This window comes from Actinomyces faecalis (assembly GCF_013184985.2).
GTDB lineage: Bacteria > Actinomycetota > Actinomycetes > Actinomycetales > Actinomycetaceae > Actinomyces > Actinomyces faecalis.
The window spans coordinates 1,334,805-1,356,217 of record NZ_CP063418.1; the positions used below are offsets into that span (position 1 = coordinate 1,334,805).

The 21,413-nt window shown below is 69.5% G+C and carries 18 protein-coding genes and 4 tRNA genes; 19 read left to right on the forward strand and 3 right to left on the reverse strand.

Going from position 1 to position 21,413, the window contains the following annotated elements; genetic code table 11:
- Positions 1–4: 4 nt before the first annotated feature.
- Entirely contained in the window at positions 5–289 is a 285-nt protein-coding gene (locus tag HRL51_RS05675) for a YciI family protein (RefSeq protein ID WP_172120002.1), read from the reverse strand.
- A gap of 138 nt (positions 290–427) precedes the next feature.
- Here HRL51_RS05675 and uvrA point away from each other — a divergent pair, with 138 nt between their 5' ends.
- Together uvrA and HRL51_RS05685 are read left to right on the forward strand one after the other, a co-directional pair.
- A complete protein-coding gene (uvrA, locus tag HRL51_RS05680; protein ID WP_172192565.1) occupies positions 428–3,274 on the forward strand; it encodes an excinuclease ABC subunit UvrA in 2,847 nt (948 codons plus the stop codon).
- Positions 3,275–3,400: 126 nt separating this feature from the next.
- Positions 3,401–4,777 carry a UTP--glucose-1-phosphate uridylyltransferase gene (locus HRL51_RS05685; protein ID WP_172120004.1) on the forward strand — a complete coding sequence of 459 codons (1,377 nt, stop codon included), beginning with the start codon at positions 3,401–3,403 and terminating at the stop codon, positions 4,775–4,777.
- Between the two features lie 58 nt (positions 4,778–4,835).
- Here the strand turns inward: HRL51_RS05685 and HRL51_RS05690 are convergent.
- A tRNA-Val gene (locus HRL51_RS05690) sits at positions 4,836–4,908 on the reverse strand.
- A gap of 150 nt (positions 4,909–5,058) precedes the next feature.
- Between HRL51_RS05690 and HRL51_RS05695 the strand changes: the two genes are divergently transcribed.
- The 4 genes from HRL51_RS05695 (at position 5,059) to uvrC (ending at position 7,735) form a co-directional block, all read left to right on the forward strand.
- Positions 5,059–5,131 (forward strand) — tRNA-Gly (locus HRL51_RS05695).
- A gap of 36 nt (positions 5,132–5,167) precedes the next feature.
- Positions 5,168–5,238 (forward strand) — tRNA-Cys (locus tag HRL51_RS05700).
- Position 5,239: 1 nt separating this feature from the next.
- Positions 5,240–5,314, forward strand: a tRNA-Val gene (locus tag HRL51_RS05705).
- 267 nt (positions 5,315–5,581) lie between these two features.
- Positions 5,582–7,735 (forward strand): excinuclease ABC subunit UvrC, encoded by a 2,154-nt coding sequence (gene uvrC / locus HRL51_RS05715; RefSeq protein ID WP_172192567.1) that lies wholly within the window; start codon positions 5,582–5,584, stop codon positions 7,733–7,735.
- A 23-nt stretch (positions 7,736–7,758) separates the two neighbouring features.
- On the opposite strand, the gene purT is transcribed toward uvrC, so the two are convergent.
- Positions 7,759–8,988 carry a formate-dependent phosphoribosylglycinamide formyltransferase gene (purT, locus tag HRL51_RS05720; RefSeq protein WP_244960250.1) on the reverse strand — a complete coding sequence of 410 codons (1,230 nt, stop codon included), beginning with the start codon at positions 8,986–8,988 and terminating at the stop codon, positions 7,759–7,761.
- A 102-nt stretch (positions 8,989–9,090) separates the two neighbouring features.
- Here purT and rapZ point away from each other — a divergent pair, with 102 nt between their 5' ends.
- From rapZ to HRL51_RS05785, 13 genes are all read left to right on the forward strand, one after another.
- Positions 9,091–10,062 carry an RNase adapter RapZ gene (rapZ, locus tag HRL51_RS05725; RefSeq protein ID WP_172192571.1) on the forward strand — a complete coding sequence of 324 codons (972 nt, stop codon included), beginning with the start codon at positions 9,091–9,093 and terminating at the stop codon, positions 10,060–10,062.
- A 2-nt stretch (positions 10,063–10,064) separates the two neighbouring features.
- Complete coding sequence (locus HRL51_RS05730; protein ID WP_172192573.1) at positions 10,065–11,078, forward strand: gluconeogenesis factor YvcK family protein; 1,014 nt, start codon at positions 10,065–10,067, stop codon at positions 11,076–11,078.
- Between the two features lie 48 nt (positions 11,079–11,126).
- The gene (gene whiA, locus HRL51_RS05735; protein WP_172120010.1) at positions 11,127–12,107 is read left to right on the forward strand and encodes a DNA-binding protein WhiA; all 981 of its coding nucleotides are present in this window, start codon (positions 11,127–11,129) and stop codon (positions 12,105–12,107) included.
- A gap of 268 nt (positions 12,108–12,375) precedes the next feature.
- Positions 12,376–13,383, forward strand: a complete 1,008-nt coding sequence (gene gap / locus HRL51_RS05740) for a type I glyceraldehyde-3-phosphate dehydrogenase (protein ID WP_172192575.1) — start codon at positions 12,376–12,378, stop codon at positions 13,381–13,383.
- A 149-nt stretch (positions 13,384–13,532) separates the two neighbouring features.
- The gene (locus tag HRL51_RS05745; RefSeq protein WP_172192577.1) at positions 13,533–14,726 is read left to right on the forward strand and encodes a phosphoglycerate kinase; all 1,194 of its coding nucleotides are present in this window, start codon (positions 13,533–13,535) and stop codon (positions 14,724–14,726) included.
- A 6-nt stretch (positions 14,727–14,732) separates the two neighbouring features.
- On the forward strand, positions 14,733–15,512 hold the full coding sequence (tpiA, locus tag HRL51_RS05750) for a triose-phosphate isomerase (RefSeq protein ID WP_172120013.1): 780 nt from the start codon (positions 14,733–14,735) through the stop codon (positions 15,510–15,512).
- A 170-nt stretch (positions 15,513–15,682) separates the two neighbouring features.
- Positions 15,683–15,925, forward strand: a complete 243-nt coding sequence (secG, locus tag HRL51_RS05755) for a preprotein translocase subunit SecG (RefSeq protein ID WP_172120014.1) — start codon at positions 15,683–15,685, stop codon at positions 15,923–15,925.
- Entirely contained in the window at positions 15,909–16,859 is a 951-nt protein-coding gene (gene xerD / locus HRL51_RS05760) for a site-specific tyrosine recombinase XerD (RefSeq protein WP_172120015.1), read from the forward strand. Before secG ends, xerD begins: the two co-directional genes overlap by 17 nt.
- Positions 16,856–17,773 carry a ParA family protein gene (locus HRL51_RS05765; protein WP_172120016.1) on the forward strand — a complete coding sequence of 306 codons (918 nt, stop codon included), beginning with the start codon at positions 16,856–16,858 and terminating at the stop codon, positions 17,771–17,773. Before xerD ends, HRL51_RS05765 begins: the two co-directional genes overlap by 4 nt.
- Entirely contained in the window at positions 17,763–18,614 is an 852-nt protein-coding gene (locus tag HRL51_RS05770; RefSeq protein ID WP_172120017.1) for a segregation and condensation protein A, read from the forward strand. The genes HRL51_RS05765 and HRL51_RS05770 overlap by 11 nt, the downstream gene beginning before the upstream one ends.
- Positions 18,611–19,228 (forward strand): SMC-Scp complex subunit ScpB, encoded by a 618-nt coding sequence (gene scpB / locus HRL51_RS05775; RefSeq protein ID WP_172120018.1) that lies wholly within the window; start codon positions 18,611–18,613, stop codon positions 19,226–19,228. The genes HRL51_RS05770 and scpB overlap by 4 nt, the downstream gene beginning before the upstream one ends.
- Positions 19,225–20,202, forward strand: a complete 978-nt coding sequence (locus tag HRL51_RS05780; RefSeq protein ID WP_172120019.1) for a pseudouridine synthase — start codon at positions 19,225–19,227, stop codon at positions 20,200–20,202. The genes scpB and HRL51_RS05780 overlap by 4 nt, the downstream gene beginning before the upstream one ends.
- Complete coding sequence (locus HRL51_RS05785) at positions 20,199–21,377, forward strand: prephenate dehydrogenase (protein WP_172120020.1); 1,179 nt, start codon at positions 20,199–20,201, stop codon at positions 21,375–21,377. Before HRL51_RS05780 ends, HRL51_RS05785 begins: the two co-directional genes overlap by 4 nt.
- The last annotated feature ends 36 nt before the right edge of the window (positions 21,378–21,413 follow it).

Below are 21,413 nucleotides of genomic sequence, written 5' to 3' on the forward strand. Positions count from 1 at the left end.
CGGCTCAGCGGATCGAGCCGATGACCGGGTTCCACTCGTGGGGGACGCGCTCAGCGATGAAGCCGGCCTGGTGGAAGGGGTCCTCCTCCAGGAGGTCCAACGCGCCCTGAGCGTCCTGCGCACGCACGATGATGAGGGCGTCGTGGGTACCGACGTAAGGACCTGCGGCGATGAGCCTGTCCTGCTCAGCCAACCGGCTGTTGAAGGCGCGGTGGGAGGGACGCACCTGCGCCATCTCCTCGTCCCTGTCCGTGACGTAGTGGTACTCGACGGCGAAGATCGTGCTCATGGGCACCAGCCTAGACCGGGCCGCGCCCCGGTGGGCTGACGACGGCGCCCGCAGCCCGCTCCTGACGTGTCCAAGCCCTCCTTCGCTGGAGTCGAACACGTGTTCCATACCGTGTGCCTCGCCCCTAGAATCTGGCCCGTGAACGACTCCCTCATCATTCGTGGCGCCCGCGAGCACAACCTCAAGGGCGTCAGCCTCGACCTGCCCCGAGACAAGATGATCGTCTTCACCGGTCTGTCCGGCTCCGGCAAGTCCTCCCTCGCCTTCGACACGATCTTCGCCGAGGGTCAGCGCCGCTACGTGGAGTCCCTGTCCTCCTACGCCCGTCAGTTCCTGGGCCAGATGGACAAGCCTGACGTCGACTTCATCGAGGGCCTGTCCCCGGCGGTCTCCATCGACCAGAAGTCGACCTCGCGCAACCCTCGCTCGACGGTGGGCACGGTGACCGAGGTCTACGACTACCTGCGCCTGCTCTACGCCCGGGCCGGTGTCCAGCACTGTCCCGTGTGCGACGCCGTCATCTCCTCCCAGACGCCTCAGGCCATCGTGGACCAGGTGCTCGCAGGCCAGGAGGGCACCCGCTTCCAGGTCCTGGCGCCGGTCGTGCGCGGCCGCAAGGGGGAGTACACCGAGCTCTTTGACGAGCTTGTCACCCGAGGCTTCTCCCGCGTGCGGGTCGACGGCGCGGTCCACCGCCTGGGAGAGGTCCCCGCGCTCAACAAGAAGATCAAGCACGACATCGAGGTCGTCGTCGACCGCCTCGTCATCCGCGAGGGCATGCGTCAGCGCCTGACCGACTCCGTGGAGACGGCGCTGGGCCTGGCTGACGGGCTCGTCGTCATCGACCGGGTGGACCTGGACGAGGAGGACCCGGCCCGCTTTCAGCGATTCTCCGAGAAGCGAGCCTGCCCCAACGAGCACCCGCTCCAGCTCGACGAGATGGAGCCGCGCACCTTCTCCTTCAACGCCCCCTACGGCGCCTGCCCGGACTGCACCGGCATCGGCTCCCGCCTGGAGGTGGACCCTGAGCTCGTCGTGCCTGACGAGGAGCTGACGCTCGCCGAGGGAGCGATCGCGCCGTGGACCGGGCACCAGGAGCACTTCACCCGCCAGCTGGCGGCGCTGGGCGAGGACCTCGGCTTTGACGTCAGCACCCCGTGGCGCGCGCTGCCGGCCCGTGCGAAGGAGGCGATCCTGCGCGGCAAGGACTACGAGGTCAAGGTCCGCTACCGCAACCGCTGGGGACGTGAGCGCATCTACTCCACCGGCTTCGAGGGCGTGCTCGACTACGTCATGCGTAAGCACGACGAGACTGAGTCCGAGCTCTCGCGCGAGCGCTACGAGGGGTACATGCGTGAGGTGCCCTGTCCCACCTGCCACGGGGCGCGGCTCAAGCCTGAGGTCCTGGCAGTACGCGTGGGGGACAGGTCCATCGCCGAGCTCGCCGAGCTGCCCGTGGGGGAGGCCCGGGTCTTCCTGGCGCAGCTGCGCCTGGAGGGGCAGGCGGCCGCCATCGCCGGGTCGGTGCTCACCGAGATCAACGCCCGTCTGGGCTTCCTGGTGGACGTGGGACTGGACTACCTGAGCCTGGCTCGCGGCGCCGCGACGCTGTCGGGTGGCGAGGCCCAGCGTATCCGGCTGGCCACCCAGATCGGGTCGGGCCTGGTGGGCGTGCTCTACGTCCTGGACGAGCCCAGCATCGGTCTGCACCAGCGTGACAACGACCGGCTCATCGAGACCCTGGAGAAGCTGCGCGACCTGGGCAACACGCTCATCGTCGTCGAGCACGACGAGGACACCATCCGCTCCGCGGACTGGATCGTGGACATCGGTCCTGGCGCCGGCGAGCGCGGCGGCGAGGTCGTCTACGCCGGGCAGCTGCCAGGACTGCTGGAGGCGCAGCGCTCGGTGACGGGCGACTACCTGGCCGGACGCCGTCGGATCGAGGTCCCGGCCACCCGACGCAAGAGGGAGAAGGGGCGTGAGCTGACGGTCGTCGGCGCGCGCGAGAACAACCTCAAGGACGTCACCGTCACCTTCCCTCTCGGGGTGCTGACGGCTGTGACCGGGGTCTCCGGGTCCGGCAAGTCCTCGCTGGTCAACTCCATCCTCTACCAGGTGCTCGCCAACCGGCTCAACCACGCCCGCGGCGTGCCCGGACGGCACAAGACAGTGCGCGGCCTGGACAACCTTGACAAGGTCGTTCACGTCGACCAGTCGCCGATCGGCCGTACCCCACGGTCCAACCCCGCCACCTACACCGGCGTGTGGGACCACATCCGCAAGATCTTCGCCTCCGTGCCGGAGTCGAAGGTCCGGGGCTACGGTCCCGGGCGCTTCTCCTTCAACGTCAAGGGCGGACGCTGCGAGGCCTGCAAGGGAGACGGCACCCTCAAGATCGAGATGAACTTCCTACCGGACGTCTACGTGCCCTGTGAGGTCTGCCACGGTGCCCGTTACAACCGGGAGACCCTGGAGATCCGCTACAAGGACAAGACGGTGGCGGACGTGCTGGACATGACGATCCACCAGGCCGCGGACTTCTTCGCCGCCACGCCGATCATCGCCCGTCACCTGTCCACGCTCGTGGACGTGGGGCTGGGCTACGTGCGTCTGGGCCAGGCCGCCACCACGCTGTCCGGTGGCGAGGCCCAGCGTGTCAAGCTCGCCACCGAGCTTCAGCGGCGCTCGACGGGGCGGACCATCTACGTCCTGGACGAGCCGACCACCGGTCTTCACTTCGAGGACATCCGCAAGCTGCTCGCTGTCCTCCAGGGCCTGGTGGACAAGGGCAACTCCGTCGTGGTCATCGAGCACAACCTCGACGTCATCGCCAACGCTGACTGGGTCATCGACATGGGCCCCGAGGGCGGCAAGGGCGGCGGGACGGTGGTCGCCACCGGGACGCCGGAGCAGGTCGCCAGGAAACCAGAGTCCCACACGGGGCGGTACCTGGCGCCCCTGCTCGCGCGGGCCACGGGCTGAGCCTCACCGACGCGGCAGCGAGAGCCGCCTGACGCCGTCGTCCCCTGCGTACGAGGGGACGACGGCGTGGCACGCCCTCTGCCCTTCATCCTGTGGCGTGCGGCATGGGAACGCTAACCTGTGACCATGAGCGAGAACGGACTCAACGCCGCCCGGAAGAAGATGCGTGACGCGGGCGTCGCGCAGCAGGCTATCGACGTCTTCAGCCACTACTACCGTGAGCTGGAGAACGGCGCGACAGGACTCATCCCCGAGGACACCATCGAGCCGCTGACCCGCCTCGACTCACTCGACGACGTCGAGGTCAGCCCTGAGCAGGCGCGCGAGGCCCTGTCCAGGACCGTCCTCATCAAGCTCAACGGCGGACTGGGCACCTCGATGGGCATGGACAAGGCCAAGTCGCTTCTGCCGGTGCGTGACGGCAAGACCTTCCTTGACCTGCTCGTGGACCAGGTCAAGGCCGCCCGCGCCAGGTACGACGTCACCCTGCCGCTGATCTTCATGAACTCCTTCCGTACCCGCAGCGACACCCTGGAGGCCCTCGCCGCGCACCCGGGCATCGAGGTGGACGGCCTGCCGCTGGACTTCCTGCAGAACCGGGAGCCCAAGCTGCGTGCGGACGACCTGACCCCGGTCACGTGGGAGGCCGACCCGGAGCTGGAGTGGTGCCCGCCGGGCCACGGTGACATCTACACGGCCCTCGTGGCCTCGGGCGTGCTCGACGCCCTGCTGGAGCGCGGCTACCGCTACGCCATGACGTCCAACTCCGACAACCTGGGCGCGGCTCCGTCGGCCAGGATCGCCGGATGGTTCGCGGCCTCGGGGGCGCCCTACGCCCCGGAGATGTGCCGGCGTACGCCTGCTGACGTCAAGGGCGGTCACCTGGCGGTGCGCAAGTCGGACGGACGCATCATCCTGCGTGATACCGCGCAGACCCCGGCCGAGGAGATGCACTACTTCACTGACCAGTTCCGTCATCCCTTCTTCCACACCAACAACCTCTGGTTCGACCTCCAGGTCCTGCGTGACACGCTTGCGGAGCGCGACGGCATCCTCGGCCTGCCGCTGATCAGGAACGCCAAGACCGTGGACCCCTCGGACTCCTCCTCGACGCCGGTGATCCAGATGGAGACGGCCATGGGAGCCGCCGTGGAGGCCTTCGAGGGCGCCACCGCCATCGAGGTGCCGCGCAGCAGGTTCCTTCCGGTCAAGACCACCAACGACCTGCTGCTGGTACGTTCGGACGTCTACGAGCTGGACGAGGACGGGCTGCTGCAGATGGTGCCGGACGAGGCCTGCACGGTGAGCCTGGACACGCGCTACTACAAGAAGATCAAGGACTTCGAGGCGCGTTTCCCCGCCGGTGTGCCCTCGATCCGTGACGCTCGCACGCTGACGGTCGAGGGGGACTGGACCTTCGGCCGTGACGTGGTGGCGACGGGTGAGGCGTGCGTCAGCGAGGACGGTGCCCCGGGCACGGTCGCAGACGGGACGCGGCTCTGAGAACGAGTCGGGTACGACGAAGACCCGGACCATCAGGTCCGGGCCTTTGCGTGTCCGGTGGGCGATACTGGAATCGAACCAGTGACCTCCTCGGTGTGAACGAGGCGCTCTAACCCCTGAGCCAATCGCCCGGTGCGGGTGAAAGGCTAGCGGGCGGTACGTGCTGTCGGCAAATGCGCACCCGGTGAGGTGGATCACCGCCGTGTAGCTTGCGATCGGCACCGCAGGGGGTGTTATGGTTCTGCAGCACCGGGCGGTTTGAAAGAACTGCTGGAGCGCATGCGGATGTGGCTCAGTTGGTAGAGCATCACCTTGCCAAGGTGAGGGTCGCGGGTTCGAGTCCCGTCATCCGCTCCGAGGAGCCGGGAGCCCCCAGCCCCCAGCTTCCCTGGTGGGTTGGCCGAGAGGCTAGGCACCGGCCTGCAAAGCCGTTTACACCGGTTCGAATCCGGTACCCACCTCGGGCGATTGGCGCAGCGGGAGCGCGCTTCCCTGACACGGAAGAGGTCACTGGTTCGATCCCAGTATCGCCCACCACAAGGCCCGCAGCCTCAGGCTGCGGGCCTGACGCGCTTGAGGGGAGGGTGGTGACGAATGTCATGTGCGACGAGAGCGGACAGGTGACAGGGACCCAGCCACGCGAAGGACCGACCGACGAGTACACGTATGACGAGGCTGGCAGGCTCACGGCGGTGCACGCCTGAGAGACTGTCGCCGGAGCCTGGCTCTGTCCAGGGCCTGCTCGTACGCTAGGAGGTCGCTCGTCAGGTTCGCCCGGTCTCGTCACTCGCTATCCTGCCCCTCGTGGCTGACCCCTCGACCTACCGTCCTGCACCTGGCGAGATCCCGACCTCACCAGGGGTCTACCGCTTCCTGGACGGCGAGGGACGTGTCATCTACGTCGGCAAGGCCAAGAACCTGCGGGCGCGTCTGTCGAATTACTTCCAGGACCTGGCTGCGCTGCACCCTCGCACCCAGAAGATGGTGACCACGGCGTGCGCCGTGGAGTGGACGGTCGTGGCCACCGAGGTCGAGTCCCTGGCGCTGGAGTACTCCTGGATCAAGGAGTTCAACCCTCGCTTCAACGTCATGTACAAGGACGACAAGTCCTATCCCTACCTCGCCGTGACCATGAAGGACACCTACCCGCGCGCCCAGGTGGTGCGCGGAGCCCGCAAGCCCGGCAACCGGTACTTCGGCCCCTTCGTCCAGGCATGGTCGATCCGCGAGACCCTGGACCAGCTCCTGAGGGTCTTTCCCGTCCGCTCGTGCTCGGCCGGGGTGTTCAGGCGCGCCCACGCCTCAGGGCGTCCCTGTCTGCTGGGGTATATCGACAAGTGCTCGGCCCCCTGTGTGGGCCGGGTCTCCGCCGCGGACCACCGCGCGCTGGCGGAGGACCTGTGCTCCTTCATGGCGGGGCGCACCGGCCCCTACCTGCGTGAGGTCGAGACCGAGATGAGGGCGGCGGCCGCCGCGCTGGACTTTGAGAAGGCGGCCCGCCTGCGCGATGACGCGGCCGCGCTGAGGAAGGTCATCGAGCGCAACGCCGTCGTCCTGCCCGACGCCACGGACGCCGACGTCTTCGCCCTCGTGCGTGACGAGTTGACCGCAGCCGTCCAGGTCTTCCACGTGCGCGGAGGACGCGTGCGCGGTCAGCGCGGCTGGGTCATCGACCTGGTTGAGGACGCCAGCGACGCTGAGCTCGTCGAGCGTCTGCTCCAGCAGGTCTACGCCGACCTCGTCGAGCCGGCCGACGACGAGCCTGGCACCTCGCCGGGCGCGCCTGCGCGCTCAGGACCGACCACGTCGCTCGGCGTCGGCCACCGCGCCCCCGCCGCGCCGGCGCCGCGAGCGGGCTCGGTCACCGCCGAGCAGGACGGACGTCTGCGTGAGGACCGTAGCGAGGCGGCCACAAGCGTTGACGACGTCGCCCACACCGCAACCACCGCCGTGCCCCGTGAGATCCTCGTCCCGGTGCTGCCCCCGGACACCACGGCGGTCAGCACGTGGCTGACCGGCTTGCGCGGGGCCAAGGTCGAGCTGCGGGTACCCCGTCGTGGGGACAAGGCCGCGCTGATGGGCACCGTCCGGAAGAACGCCGAGGAGGCCCTGCGCCTGCACAAGACCCGCCGTGCCGGGGACCTCACCCAGCGCTCCCAGGCGCTGGAGGAGCTGGCGCAGGCCCTTGACCTGCCCGAGGCGCCGCTGCGCGTGGAGTGCTACGACATCTCCCACACCCAGGGCACCTACCAGGTCGGCTCCATGGTCGTCTTCGAGGACGGTGCACCACGCAAGTCCGACTACCGCCGCTTCACCATCCGCGGCCAGGACGGTCAGGGCGCCACCGACGACACGGCCGCCATGCACGAGGTCCTCACGCGCCGCTTCAAGCGGCTGCTGGCCGAGCAGGGCCAGGAGCTCTCCCAGGAGGACGCCGAGCTCGTGGGGGAGGAAGGCGACGGCGTCGCGGTCTCCTCCGGTCCGATCGACCCCGAGACCGGGCGGGCTCGGCGCTTCTCCTACGCGCCCAGCCTCGTCGTCGTCGACGGCGGCCTGCCGCAGGTCAACGCTGCTCGAGCCGTCCTGGACGAGCTGGGTATCGACGTCCCTCTCGTGGGACTGGCCAAGCGGCTGGAGGAGGTGTGGGTACCCGGTGAGGAGTTCCCTGTCATCCTGCCGCGCACCTCCCCGGCGCTCTACCTCCTGCAGTACCTGCGCGACGAGTCCCACCGGTTCGCCATCACGCACCACCGCTCCAAGCGGAGCAAGGGCATGACCCGCTCGGTGCTTGACGGTGTACCGGGCCTCGGGCCCTCCCGCCAGGCAGCCCTGCTCAAGGAGTTCGGCTCGGTCAAGCGCCTGCGTCAGGCCAGCGCGGAGGAGATCGCCCAGGTCAAGGGCATCGGTGCGGGGCTGGCCAGGGCGGTCGTCGAGCACCTGGCCAGCCCCGAGGGGTAGCGTGCAGCCCGGCCCAGGAGGGCTCAGGCCGGGTCAGTGCCTGGCTGCTCGCTGGCCACGACGATGCTGTCAGCGGCGCGCTGGGCGCGCTCGCGCGCGGTCGGGACGTCCGGCCCGCTCGCCACGGCCACGCCCATGCGACGTCCCGGGTGGGCGACAGGCTTGCCGAACAGGCGCAGGTCGGACTCGGGCTCGGCCAGGGCCTGCTCGATCCCGCTGAAGCAGACACCTGAGCCGGCCTCGATCGGGGACCTGACGACGGCCGAGGCGGCCGGGGAGCGCAGCGTCGTGTCCACCGGCAGGCCGAGCAGGGCCCGGGCGTGGAGCTCGAACTCGCTCAGGCGCTGGCTGGCCAGGGTAACCATGCCTGTGTCGTGCGGTCTGGGGGAGACCTCGGAGAAGAGCACCTCCTCGCCCACGACGAACAGCTCGACGCCGAACAGGCCCCAGCCTCCCAGGGCCTCGGTCACCTGCGCCGCGACCTCCTGAGCACGCGCCAGCGCCGTGGCAGGCAGCTCCTGAGGCTGCCAGGACTCCACGTAGTCGCCGTCCACCTGGCGGTGGCCGATGGGGCGGCAGAAGCTGGTCACGGTCCGGCCGGTCAGAGGGTCGCGTGAGCGCACCGTGAGCAGCGTGATCTCGGTGTCAAAGTCCACGAACCCCTCGACGATGACCCGCCCGCGGTCGACCCGGCCGTCCTGCGCGGCACGCAGCCAGGCGTCCTCGACCTGGCTGGTGTCCCGCACCACCGACTGGCCGTGGCCCGAGGAGGACATCACAGGCTTGACCACGCAGGGTAGGCCCACCTGCCTCACTCCCTCCTCCAGCTCCGCAAGGCTCGAGGCGAAGACGTAGGGGCTTGTCGGAAGACCGAGCTCCTCAGCCGCCAGACGCCGGATTCCCTCGCGGTCCATCGTCAGACGCACCGCCCGAGCGGTGGGGACGACGCGCACCTCTCCCGCCTCCTCCAGCGCCACCAGCGCCTCGGTGGCCAGCGCCTCGATCTCGGGGACAACGACCTGCGCGCCCGTGGAGCGGATGGCCGCGGTCAGTGCCTGGGGATCTGACATGTCGACGGTCAGGGAGCTGTGGGCCACCTGCTGGGCCGGGGCACCGTCATAGCGGTCGACAGCCGTGACCTCGACCCCCAGGCGCGTCAGCGCGATAGCGACCTCCTTGCCGATCTCACCGGAACCGAGCAGGGCTACACGGGTAGCGCCCTGCGTCCACGGTGTGCCGATCCTCGTGCTCAAGGCCTTCTCCTTCGCTGGTGGGTCCTCGACCTCGTCCTCGTGCGGCGCACAGCGCGTCCGCGCGGGGCACCACGCTACCGGTGTCCGTGCCATGATCAGGTTATGGACGCCCACGACACCGCCCCTGCGGCCGCGGCCGACGAGCCTGCCAGCGACACCGTCCCGTACGGTATCCCTGCTATCGACCGTGCCACCCCGCCGGTCTCACCGGCACAGCGCCCTGAGATGCTCGTGGTCACCGGGATGTCCGGGGCAGGGCGCTCCCGCGCGGCAAACGCCCTGGAGGACCTGGACTGGTACGTCGTCGACAACCTCCCGCCCCAGCTCCTGCCGGCGCTGGCCGGCATGATGACGACGGTCGGCGCAGGTGTGCACCGCCTGGCGGCGGTGGTGGACGTACGCAGCCGGGAGTTCTTCGCCAGCTTCATGCAGTACCTCGGCCAGCTGCGTGAGGCGGGGACGACGGTGCGGCTGGTCTTCCTGGACGCCTCCGACTCCATCCTTATCCGCCGCTTCGAGTCCTCACGCCGGCCTCACCCGCTCCAGGGCACCGGGACGATCCTGGACGGCATCGCTCGCGAGCGCACGCTGCTCGCCGGCCTCAAGGGGCAGGCTGACGACGTCATCGACACCACGAACCTGTCCGTGCACGACCTGGCCAGGCGCGTGCGCGAGCTGGTGGCCAGCGAGTCCGACCTCGCGCTGCGGGTGACGGTGACCTCCTTCGGCTTCAAGTACGGCATCCCGATGGACGCCGACCACGTCCTGGACGTGCGCTTCATCCCCAACCCCTACTGGGTCACGGAGCTGCGGCACCTGACCGGACGCGACGCTCCTGTGGCCGAGTACGTCTTCCGTCAGGAGGGCGCCGCCTCCTTCGTCGACGGCTACGCCGACCTGCTGGTCCCAGCGCTGCCGCACTACGTGGACGAGCTCAAGCCCAACGTCATGATCGCCGTGGGATGTACCGGGGGAAAGCACCGGTCGGTCGCCTCGGCCGAGCGGATCGCCGCCAGGCTGCGTCCGCAGGGCCTCAACGTCGTCGTCCAGCACCGCGACCTGGGGAGGGAGTAGCCGTGAGCGAGCCCCGGCACCGTGCCACCACCCTCGACTCCGCCGGCTGGCGGCGTCGAGGTGAGGAGGGTCCCGCCGTCGTCGCCCTGGGAGGGGGGCACGGGCTCTCCGCCACCCTGCGAGCGCTGCGGCACGTCACCCACCGCCTGACGGCAGTGGTCACGGTGGCGGACGACGGCGGCTCCTCGGGCCGTCTGCGCCAGGAGTTCGGCTGCCTGCCGCCGGGGGACCTGCGCATGGCGCTGGCCTCGCTCACCGACGACTCGGAGTGGGGACTGACGTGGCGTGACGTCCTCCAGCACCGCTTCGCCGGCCAGGGAGAGCTGGACAACCACGCCCTGGGCAACCTCCTCATCCTCGCTCTGTGGCAGCTGCTCGGGGACGAGGTCGAGGGCCTGGACTGGGTGGGACGGCTGCTGGCCATCCACGGGCGCGTCGTGCCCATGAGCAGCTCGCCACTGGTGATTGAGGCCGACGTCGTCGACGGTGTGCGACGACGTCGGGTCAGCGGCCAGGTGGCGGTGGCCACGGCCCGCGGGCGGCTGGAGAACGTCTGCCTGGAGCCCTCAGACGCCGTCGCCCACCCGGAGGCCGTCCGAGCCGTTGACGAGGCTGACTGGGTGGTGCTGGGGCCCGGTTCCTGGTACACCTCGGTCCTGCCTCACCTCATCCTGCCCTCGATGCGTCAGGCCCTGATGACTACCAGCGCACACAAGGTTGCCGTGCTCAACCTGTCCACCCAGCGTGGGGAGACTGACGGCATGAGCCCGGCCGACCACCTGCGCGTGCTGTCCGACTATGCTCCAGGCCTCGGCCTGGACGTCGTCCTGGCCGACCCCTCCACCGTCGACGACCTGGACCTGCTGGCTCAGGTCTGCGAGCAGATGGGGGCGACCCTGGTCCTGCGTCAGGTACGGTCCGGTGACGGAAGCTGCCTGCACGACCCGTTGCGGCTGGCCGCCGCCTTCCGCGACGCCTTCGACGACGTCCTGGGCGACGTCGACGCCGGGGCGTAGCAGGACCGTCTCAGTCATCGTGCGGAGCCAAGGAGAAGGAGCAACCCCATGTCGCTGACGGTCACCGTCAAGGACGAGCTGGCGCGCGTCGTGCCCGGCCCGATGCCCGAGCGGCGAGCCGAGGTCGCCTCGATGCTGCGCTTCGCCGGTGGGCTCCACCTCGTCTCGGGCCAGATCGTCGTCGAGGCCGAGCTCGACCACGGCGGGGCGGCACGGCGCCTTCACCGTGAGCTCAAGGAGCTCTACTCCCTGGAGCCGGAGGTCATGGTGGTGCGGGGAGGGTCCCTGCACCGTGGTTCACGCTACGTGCTGCGAGTCAGTGACCGGGGCCGAGACCTGGCCAGGCTCGCCGGGCTCGTCGACACCCACGGCCGGCCCGTGCGAGGCATGCCGGTGGCCGTGGTCCAGGGGGGGCGTGCAGCAGCGGCAGCAGCCTGGCGAGGGGCCTTCCTGGCGCGCGGCTCGCTGACCGAGCCCGGCCGCTCGTCGTCCCTGGAGATCACCTGCCCGGGCTCTGAGGCGGCCCTGGCCCTCGTCGGTGCCGCCAGACGCTTCGACATCGCCGCCAAGGCACGCGAGGTGCGCGGTGCCGACCGTGTCGTGGTCCGTGACGGCGAGGCCATTGGCGTGCTGCTGGACAAGATGGGCGCCACCGAGGCCTTCGGGGTGTGGGGAGAGCGCCGTTCGCGCCGCGAGACGCGGGGGACCGCTAACCGCCTGGCGAACTTCGACGACGCCAACCTGCGCCGTTCCGCCCGGGCGGCTGTCGCCTCCGGAGCCCGGGTGGAACGCGCCTTCGAGATCCTCGGGGACGACGTGCCCGACCACCTCGTCCAGGCGGGCCGGCTGAGGATGGAGCACAAGCAGGCGAGCCTGGAGGAGCTGGGGCAGCTCTCTGAGCCCCAGCTGACCAAGGACGCGGTGGCAGGGCGGATCCGGCGTCTGCTGGCGATGGCGGACAAGCGGGCCCACGAGCTGGGCGTGCCGGACACGGAGTCGGTGCTGACCCAGGACATGCTCGACATGTGAGGGCCGGCGCCCAGCGGTTCCCGGGCGCTGGCCTGGGACCACGGTCCCGAGCGGCAACGCGACCTGTGTCACGCCAGACCTGGTGACGCCAGGTCACAGGGTGTGCTGTTCGCCCTTGGCGTGGTGCTCGGTCGCGCCGGCCGCCCGGCTGCCGCTAGACTCGCCGGTGCCGGACACGAAGGGCTCGGCTCTCGTGCCACGGTGCACACGCTGTGTGCATACAGTTACGAAGACGTGCGCCCCAACCGGCGCACTAGGAGGACACAAAGTGACCACCCGCGTTGGTATCAACGGCTTCGGCCGTATCGGCCGCAACTTCTTCCGCGCCGCTCTGGAGCAGGGAGTCGACTTCGAGATCGTCGCTGTCAACGACCTCACCGACATCAAGACCCTCGCCCACCTCCTCAAGTTTGACTCCGTCATGGGTCGCCTGAACGCCGAGGTCTCCTACGACGAGGAGAACATCATCGTCGACGGCAAGGCCATCCGCGTGCTGGCCCACCGTGACCCCGCCGAGCTGCCCTGGGGCGAGCTGGGCGTGGACGTCGTCATCGAGTCCACCGGCTTCTTCACCGACGCCACCAAGGCCAAGGCCCACGTGGACGGCGGCGCCAAGAAGGTCATCATCTCCGCCCCAGCGAAGAACGAGGACGCCACCTTCGTCATGGGTGTCAACGACAAGGACTACGACCCGGCGAAGCACCACATCATCTCGAACGCCTCGTGCACCACCAACTGCCTGGCCCCCTTCGCCAAGGTCCTCGACGAGAGCTTCGGCATCGAGTCCGGCCTCATGGTGACGGTCCACGCCTACACCGGTGACCAGCGCCTGCACGACGCCCCGCACAAGGACCTGCGTCGCGCTCGCGCCGCCGCCCTCAACATCGTCCCGACCTCGACCGGTGCCGCTCGCGCCGTCTCCCTGGTCCTCCCGCAGCTCAAGGGCAAGCTCGACGGCTACGCCATGCGCGTCCCGGTTCCCACCGGCTCCGTCGTCGACCTGACCTTCAAGCCCTCCAAGCCGGTGACGGCCGAGGAGATCAACGCCGCCATGAAGGCTGCCGCCGAGGGCGAGCTCGAGGGCGTCCTGAAGTACTCGGAGGAAGACCTCGTCTCCACCGACATCGTCCACGACTCCCACACCTCGATCTTCGACTCCAAGCTGACGAAGATCATCGGCGACCAGGTCAAGGTCGTCTCCTGGTACGACAACGAGTGGGGCTACTCCAACGCCCTGGTGCGCCTGACCTCCCTGGTCTCCTCCAAGCTGGCCTGACGTACGGCTCTCGATGAGCACCTGACGGCGACGCCCGCGCACGCTGCCTGCGTGCGCGGGCGTCGCCTCGCCAGGGCTCCTGCGTGGCTGGCGGTGCCACCCTCGGCACTGCGGCCCGCCCCACACCGTCTAGAGAAGAAAGAGGCTTCATGAAGACCATCGAGTCCCTCGGCGACCTGCGCGGCAAGCGCGTCCTGGTCCGCTCCGACTTCAACGTCCCGCTCGACGCCGACAAGAACATCACCGACGACGGCCGCATCCAGGCCGCTCTGCCCACCCTCAAGACCCTGCTGGAGGCCGGTGCGAAGGTCATCATCGTCGCGCACCTGGGCCGTCCCAAGGGGCAGGTCAACCCCGACTACTCCCTGGCCCCGGTCGCCACGCGCCTGGCTGAGGTCACTGGCGTCAAGGTGACGCTGGCCGAGGACACCGTCGGCGAGTCCGCCAAGGCCGCTGTGGCCGCGCTGGCCGACGGCGAGATCGTCCTGCTGGAGAACGTCCGCTTCAACGCGGCCGAGACCTCCAAGGACGACGCCGAGCGCCAGGCCTTCGCCAAGGAGCTCGCCTCGCTGGCTGACGTCTTCGTCTCCGACGGATTCGGCGTGGTCCACCGCAAGCAGGCCTCGGTCTACGACGTCGCCCAGATCCTCCCGGCTGCGGCCGGCCTGCTGGTCGGCAAGGAGATCGAGTCCCTGTCCAAGGCTGTCAACGACCCTGAGCGCCCCTACACCGTGGTCCTGGGCGGTTCGAAGGTCTCCGACAAGCTCGGCGTCATCGCCAACCTCCTGGGCAAGGCCGACCGCCTGCTCATCGGTGGAGGCATGGCCTTCACCTTCCTGGCGGCCCAGGGCTACGAGGTCGGTACCTCGCTGCTGGAGAAGGACCAGATCGACACCGTCAAGGGTTACCTGGCCACCGCCAAGGACAAGGGCGTCGAGCTCCTGGTCCCGGTGGACGTCGTCGTCGCCCCCGAGTTCAAGGCGGACGCTCCTGCCACGGTCGTCGACGCCGACTCGATCCCGGCCGACCAGATGGGCCTGGACGTCGGACCCAAGACCCAGGCCCTGTACGCCGAGGCCATCGCCACGTCCAGGACCGTGGTGTGGAACGGCCCCATGGGCGTCTTTGAGTTCCCGGCCTTCGCCTCCGGGACCAAGGCCGTGGCCCAGGCCATCTCCGGCTCCGAGGCCTTCAGCGTCATCGGTGGCGGTGACTCCGCTGCCGCCGTGCGTACGCTCGGCTTCGACGAGTCCACCTTCTCCCACATCTCAACCGGTGGCGGTGCCTCCCTCGAGCTCCTCGAGGGCAAGACCCTGCCCGGAATCTCCGTTTTGGAAGGCTGAATACACATGAGCAACCGCACCCCGCTGATGGCGGGCAACTGGAAGATGAACCTCGACCATCTCGAGGCCAACCACCTCGTCCAGGGCCTGGCCATGGAGCTGAAGGACGCCGGCCACGACTACGCCACGTGCGAGGTCCTGGTCATCCCTCCCTTCACCGACATCCGTACCGTCCAGACCGTCGTCGAGGCCGACGGCCTGGACGTCAAGTACGGCGCCCAGGACGTGTCGATCCACGACAACGGCGCCTACACCGGTGAGATCTCCACCGCCATGCTCACCAAGCTCGGCTGCAGCTACGTGGTCATGGGTCACTCCGAGCGCCGCGAGTACCACGGCGAGTCCGACGCCCTCGTAGGCGCCAAGGCCCGCAAGGTCCTCGACGCCGGCATGACTCCCATCCTGTGCTGCGGCGAGGCGCTGGAGATCCGCAAGGCCGGTACCCACGTCGAGTTCGTGCTCGGCCAGATCCGCGCCGCCCTGGAGGGCTGGAGCGCTGAGGACGTCGCCAAGATCGTCATCGCGTACGAGCCCATCTGGGCCATCGGCACCGGTGAGACCGCGACCGCCGAGGACGCCCAGGAGGTCTGCGGCGGGATCCGTGAGGCCCTGCGCGCTGACTACGGCGACGCCACCGCCGACGCCACCCGCGTCCTGTACGGCGGCTCCGCCAAGCCGGGCAACATCAAGGAGCTCATGGCTCAGGCCGACGTCGACGGCGCGCTGGTCGGCGGCGCCTCGCTCAAGGCGGACTCCTTCGCGGCAATGGCTCGCTTCTACGCCTGACCGAGGTTGAGAGGGCACCGAGCCGCGAGGCCGAACCCCTCAACGGCGTGACCGAGGCCCTGTCACCTTCGCAGGAAGGTGACAGGGTCTCGGCGCTTCTTTCAGGTATGGTCAGGCACTGGCGGTCGCCGACCGCACGACACGGCTTCCACACAGCGAAGGAATGACGCATGGACATCCTGAAGATCGCTCTCGAGGTGCTCCTCGTCCTCTCCAGCTTCTTCCTCATCATGACCATCCTCATGCACAAGGGCAAGGGAGGCGGCCTGTCAGACATGTTCGGCGGAGGCATCACCTCCTCGGCCGGCACCTCGGGCGTGGCTGAGCGCAACCTCAACCGCATCACGGTGGGCGTGGCGATCGTGTGGACCCTGGTGATCGTGGGCCTGGGACTCGTTGTCAAGTTCGGCTGACCCGGCGCAGGAGCTGGAGCGAGCCCGCCGCACCTACCTGGCTCACCTGAGGGTCGAGCGGGGACTGAGCCCCCACACGCTGGCTGCCTACGAGCGTGACCTCTCGCGCTACTGCCGTTTTCTCCTCTCACGAGGGATAAGCGACGCCGCACAGGTGGTCGAGGCTGACGTCGCGGCCTTCCTGGAGGCTATCCGTACCGGGGAGGACGGCGGGCGGGCGCTGGCTGCGTCGTCGGCCTCACGGACCGTGACCGCCGTACGCGGCTGGCACAGGTTCCTTCGTGACGAGGGTCGTGCGAGCCAGGACCCCTCGGCTGCCGTGCACCCCCCGCAGGTCGGCAGGCGCCTGCCCAAGGCCCTGTCCGTGGACGAGGTCCAGGCCCTGCTGGAGGCAGCCAGCACCGACGACTCGGCGCTGAGCCTGCGTGACCGCGCCCTGCTGGAGCTGCTGTACGCCACGGGCGCCCGGATCTCTGAGGCCGTCGGCCTGGTCATCGACGACCTGGACCGCGACTCCGGGTGCATCCGCCTGTTCGGCAAGGGCCGTAAGGAACGGATCGTCCCGGTCGGTCAGTACGCCTGGGACGCGCTGGACGCCTACCTGGTCCGGGGCCGTCCCCTGCTGGCCGCCAAGGGCCGGGGAGCCCCTGAGGTCTTCCTCAACACCCTGGGTCGTCCTCTCTCACGCCAGTCGGCCTGGGGCGTGCTGCGTCAGGCCAGCGCTCGGGCGGGCCTGGGGGCGGACAAGCACGTCTCACCGCACACCCTGCGCCACTCCTTCGCCACGCACCTGCTGGCCGGGGGAGCGGACGTGCGCGTGGTCCAGGAGATGCTCGGTCACGCCTCGGTGACCACGACCCAGATCTACACCAAGGTCACCGTCGAGCACCTGCGCGAGGTCTACGTCACCAGCCACCCCCGTGCCCGGGGATGATCTCGGATAAGGTGTCTCCCGTGAGTAGCTCCGACCAGCGACACGCCCAGCGCAGCCAGCCAGGGCTCATTGACCTTCCTGCTCCCGAGCAGGCGGAGGAGAAGGTCTTTGCCCAGCCTGCTCCGCTGACCACGCACGGTCCGGCTCGCGTCATCTCCATGTGCAACCAGAAGGGCGGCGTCGGCAAGACGACGACGACGATCAACCTGGGCGCGGCCCTGGCCGAGTACGGCCGGCGCGTCCTCATCGTCGACTTCGACCCCCAGGGTGCGGCCAGCGCAGGCCTGGGCATCAACGCCCACGAGCTGGACACCACGATCTACGACCTCCTCGTGGCCGCCCGTCCTGACGTACGTCCGGTCATCCACCACACCTCCACCCCCGGGCTGGACATCGTCCCGGCCAACATCGACCTGTCGGCCGCAGAGGTCCAGCTGGTGGGCGAGGTCGCCAGGGAGCAGGCGCTGGCCCGCGTGCTGCGGCCGGTCCTGGACGAGTACGACGTCATCCTCGTGGACTGCCAGCCCTCACTGGGGCTGCTCACCATCAACGCGCTGACGGCCTCCCACGGAGTCATCATCCCTCTGGAGACCGAGTTCTTCGCGCTGCGCGGCGTCGCGCTGCTGATCGAGACCGTCGACCGCGTGCGCGACCGTCTCAACCCCCGCCTGCAGGTCGACGGCATCCTGGCCACGATGGTGGACCCACGGACCCTGCACTCGCGTGAGGTGCTGGAGCGGCTGTCCGAGGCCTTTGGCGACCAGCTCTTTGACACCCAGATCCGGCGCACCATCAAGTTCCCCGACGCCTCTGTGGCCGCTGAGCCGATCACCTCCTACGCTCCCGCCCACGCCGGCGCTGAGGCCTACCGGCGACTGGCACGAGAGGTCATCGCCCGCGGCGATGTCGCCTGAGCACCTCGGAGCCGGTGGCGGGCAGCACGCTGGCAGGGACAGTGAGCAGTCCGCAGGCCCTGCCCGCGTGCCCGGTTTCAACGTCGCTCTGCCTCAGTTCGAGGGCCCCTTCGACCTGCTGCTCACCCTCATCGCACGTCAGCGTCTGGACGTCACCGAGCTGGCCCTGGCTGAGGTGACTGACGAGTTCATCGCGCACATGCGCTCCGACTGGGACCTCGGGCACGCCAGCGAGTTCCTCGTGGTCGCCTCCACGCTGCTGGCGCTCAAGGCCTACAGGCTCCTGCCTCATGACGACGACCCGGACAACGAGGACCTGGAGCTGCTGGAGGCCCGCGACCTGTTGTTCGCCCGGCTGCTGCAGTACCGCGCCTACAAGGAGGCCGCCGCCGCCTTCCGGACGCAGGCCGAGACCGCGGCGCGCTGCCACCCCAGAGTCGTCGGGCTGCCACCGCAGCTGGCCGCGCTGCTTCCGCGGCTCGTAGGCTCCCTGAGCCCGCAGGACCTGGCCCGTATCGCCGCCACCGCCTTCTCACGCCCGGCTGATCCTGGCGTCCAGACCGTCCACCTGCACGAGCGGGTGCCGGTCGGGGAGCAGATCAGCCTCATCGCCCTGCGACTGAGGGGCCACGGCCGCCTCACCTTCACCGAGCTCATCCAGGACGCCGACCGGACGGCCGTCGTCGTCGCCCGCTTCCTCGCCGTGCTCATCCTCCACCGCGAGGGCAGCGTCGACCTTGTCCAGCACGAGGCGATGGAGGAGATCACGGTGACCTGGACCGGTACCGCGGACAGCCTGGCTGGCATCATGGCTCCTGACGTCGAGGAGGAGTTCGCATGAACGAGCCGCGTTCCCAGCAGGCAGAGATCTCGGCCGTGCCGGAGCCCGAGCTGCGCGCGGCGGCCGAGGCGATCCTCATCGTGGCCGACGAGCCCGTCACGGCCACCGGCCTGGCGGAGGCGCTCGGCGTGAGCGAGACCGAGGCTGAAGGCGTCCTGGTCTCACTTGCTGCTGAGTACGCGGGTGAGCAGGGCCTTCCGGCACGTGGCTTCGTCCTGCGTCGCAGCGGCGGAGGCTGGAGACTTGCCTCGGCCGCGCAGTTTGACGACCTCGTCCAGCGCTTCGTCATCGGTGGAGCCACCTGGCGCCTGTCCCAGGCCGCGCTGGAGACCCTGGCCGTCATCGCCTACCGTCAGCCCGTCACGCGCGGGCGCGTGGCCTCGATCCGCGGCGTGAACGTCGACGGCGTCGTGCGCACGCTGCACGCGCGCGGTCTCATCGAGGAGGCCGGCTGCGAGCCCTCCGGGGCGCTGCTGTACCGCACCACCACCCAGTTCCTGGAGTACCTGGGCATCGACTCCCTCGACGAGCTGGCGCCCCTGGCCCCCTACCTTCCAGACACCACCGCGCTGGCCGAGATCGAGGACGAGGCCGCCGAGAGGAGCAACCGTTGAGCCACGACACCCACCCCGTCGCCTCGCTGCCGCTGGGAGACCTCGGCAGCGAGGAGTTCTACGACCCTGACGACCTGGAGGAGCTGGACGACGACGCTGACGCTGAGCTCCTGGCAGCCTTCGACGCCGAGGCCCTCGACGAGGACGAGGAGGCCCGTCTGGTGGCCGCGCGCGAGCGAGCCGGGCGCGGGGGAGAGGAGGACCCCCACGTGGCCTCGGGCGAGCGTCTGCAGAAGGTGCTCGCTCATGCTGGTGTGGCGTCGCGCCGGGCCTGCGAGGACCTTATCTCCGCCGGACGCGTGAGTGTGGACGGGGTCGTGGTGACAGAGCCTGGGGTACGGGTCGACCCCACCCGTCAGGAGATTCGGGTGGACGGCTCACGGGTGCTGACGAACCCTGACGTCATCACCGTGCTCCTGCACAAGCCGGCCGGGGTCGTCACGACCATGGACGATCCTCAGGGACGGCCGACCGTGGCCGAGCTGGGCGCTCAGTTCGTCAGCGAGCACCGTGAGGAGCTGGAGCACCCTGAGGCGGTCCGGCTGGTTCACGTGGGTCGGCTCGACACAGAGACCGAGGGGCTGCTGCTGCTGTCGAACGACGGCGAGCTCGCCCACCGCCTCATGCACCCGAGCTTCGAGACCTCCAAGACCTACGTCGCCATCGTCGAGGGCCAGGTGGAGAGCTGGGTCCCTCGCAGGCTCAGGCAAGGTATCGAGCTGGAGGACGGTCTGGTCCAGGCCGACCGCGTCGTGGTCAAGGACTCCGGACCTGCAGGATCGATCGTGGAGATCACCTTGCACTCAGGCCGGAACCGGATCGTGCGTCGCATGCTCGACGCCGTCGGCCACCCGGTGACGCGTCTGGCCCGTACCCGGCTAGGCCCTCTGGGCATCGGCGGGCTGCGCCCGGGGCAGATGCGCCTGCTCACGGGTGAGGAGATCGCGGCGCTGCAGCAGGAGGTAGGTCTGTGACGACTGTGTCGACCAACCCGCCGACCAACCCGCACGGCACGGTCGCCACACAGGGCCCTGTGCTCGTCGTCGGGACCGGTCTGCTGGGCACCTCGCTCGCGCTGGCCCTGGCTGCCTCAGGGGTCCAGGTCCAGCTGTCTGACACGAGCCCGACCTCCCTGGCCCTGGCCCGTGACATGGGAGCCGGTCACGTACGTGAGGACACCAGTCCCCAGCCGCGTCTCGTCGTCGTCGCCACGCCCCCGGACGTGGCCGCCGGCGTCGTGCTCGCACACCTGGAGGCGTTCCCTGACGCCGTCGTCACCGACGTCGCCAGCGTCAAGCAGAGGGTCGTCGCAGAGGTGCACGCTCACGCCGGGGAGGCGTCTCGCCGCTACGTCGGCAGCCACCCGATGGCCGGTCGCGAGCGTTCCGGAGCCGGAGCCGCCGACTCTGACCTGTTCGTGGGACGTCCCTGGGTCATCGTGGCCGACGGGGCGAGCGCGGAGGCTGAGCTCATGGTGCGGAACCTCGCCGTCGACGTCGGTGCGACCCCGTTGCGGATGGCCGCGGCTGAGCATGACGCCGCTGTCGCGGCTGTCAGCCACGTGCCCCAGCTCGTCTCCTCGCTGTTGGCTGCCCGGCTGGAGGAGCTGCCCGAGTCCGCCCTGGCGCTGGCCGGGCAGGGCCTGCGGGACACCACGCGCATCGCGGCCTCCGACCCACGGCTGTGGTCAGCCATCCTCGTGGGCAACGCGGGGCCCGTCCTCGGTCTGCTCCAAGCGGTGCGTCAGGACCTTGACAGCCTGATCGCCGGGATCGCTCCGGCCGCCGTTGACCCGGACTCACCGGGCTACACCGCTGCCGGCCGGGCCGAGGCGATCGCGCCGGGTGCCGTCGGTGCCATCACGGACGTCATGGGGCGAGGAAACACCGGGCAGGCACGGATCCCGGGCAAGCACGGAGGAGCGCCCAGGCGGTACGCCGAGGTGCAGGTCCTCGTCCCTGACACCGCCGGTTCCCTCGGACGGCTCTTCTCCGACGTCGGGGGGGCCGGGGTCAACATCGAGGACTTCGCCATGGAGCACTCGGCAGGCCAGTCCGCCGGTATCGCCATGCTCTCCGTATCGCCTGCGGCGGCCCAGCCGCTGGAGGAGGCCCTGGATGCCGGCGGGTGGCGGGTCGTTCGGCTCTAGGTGCGCCTTCGTGGCAGTCTTGTTCCGGACTATGAC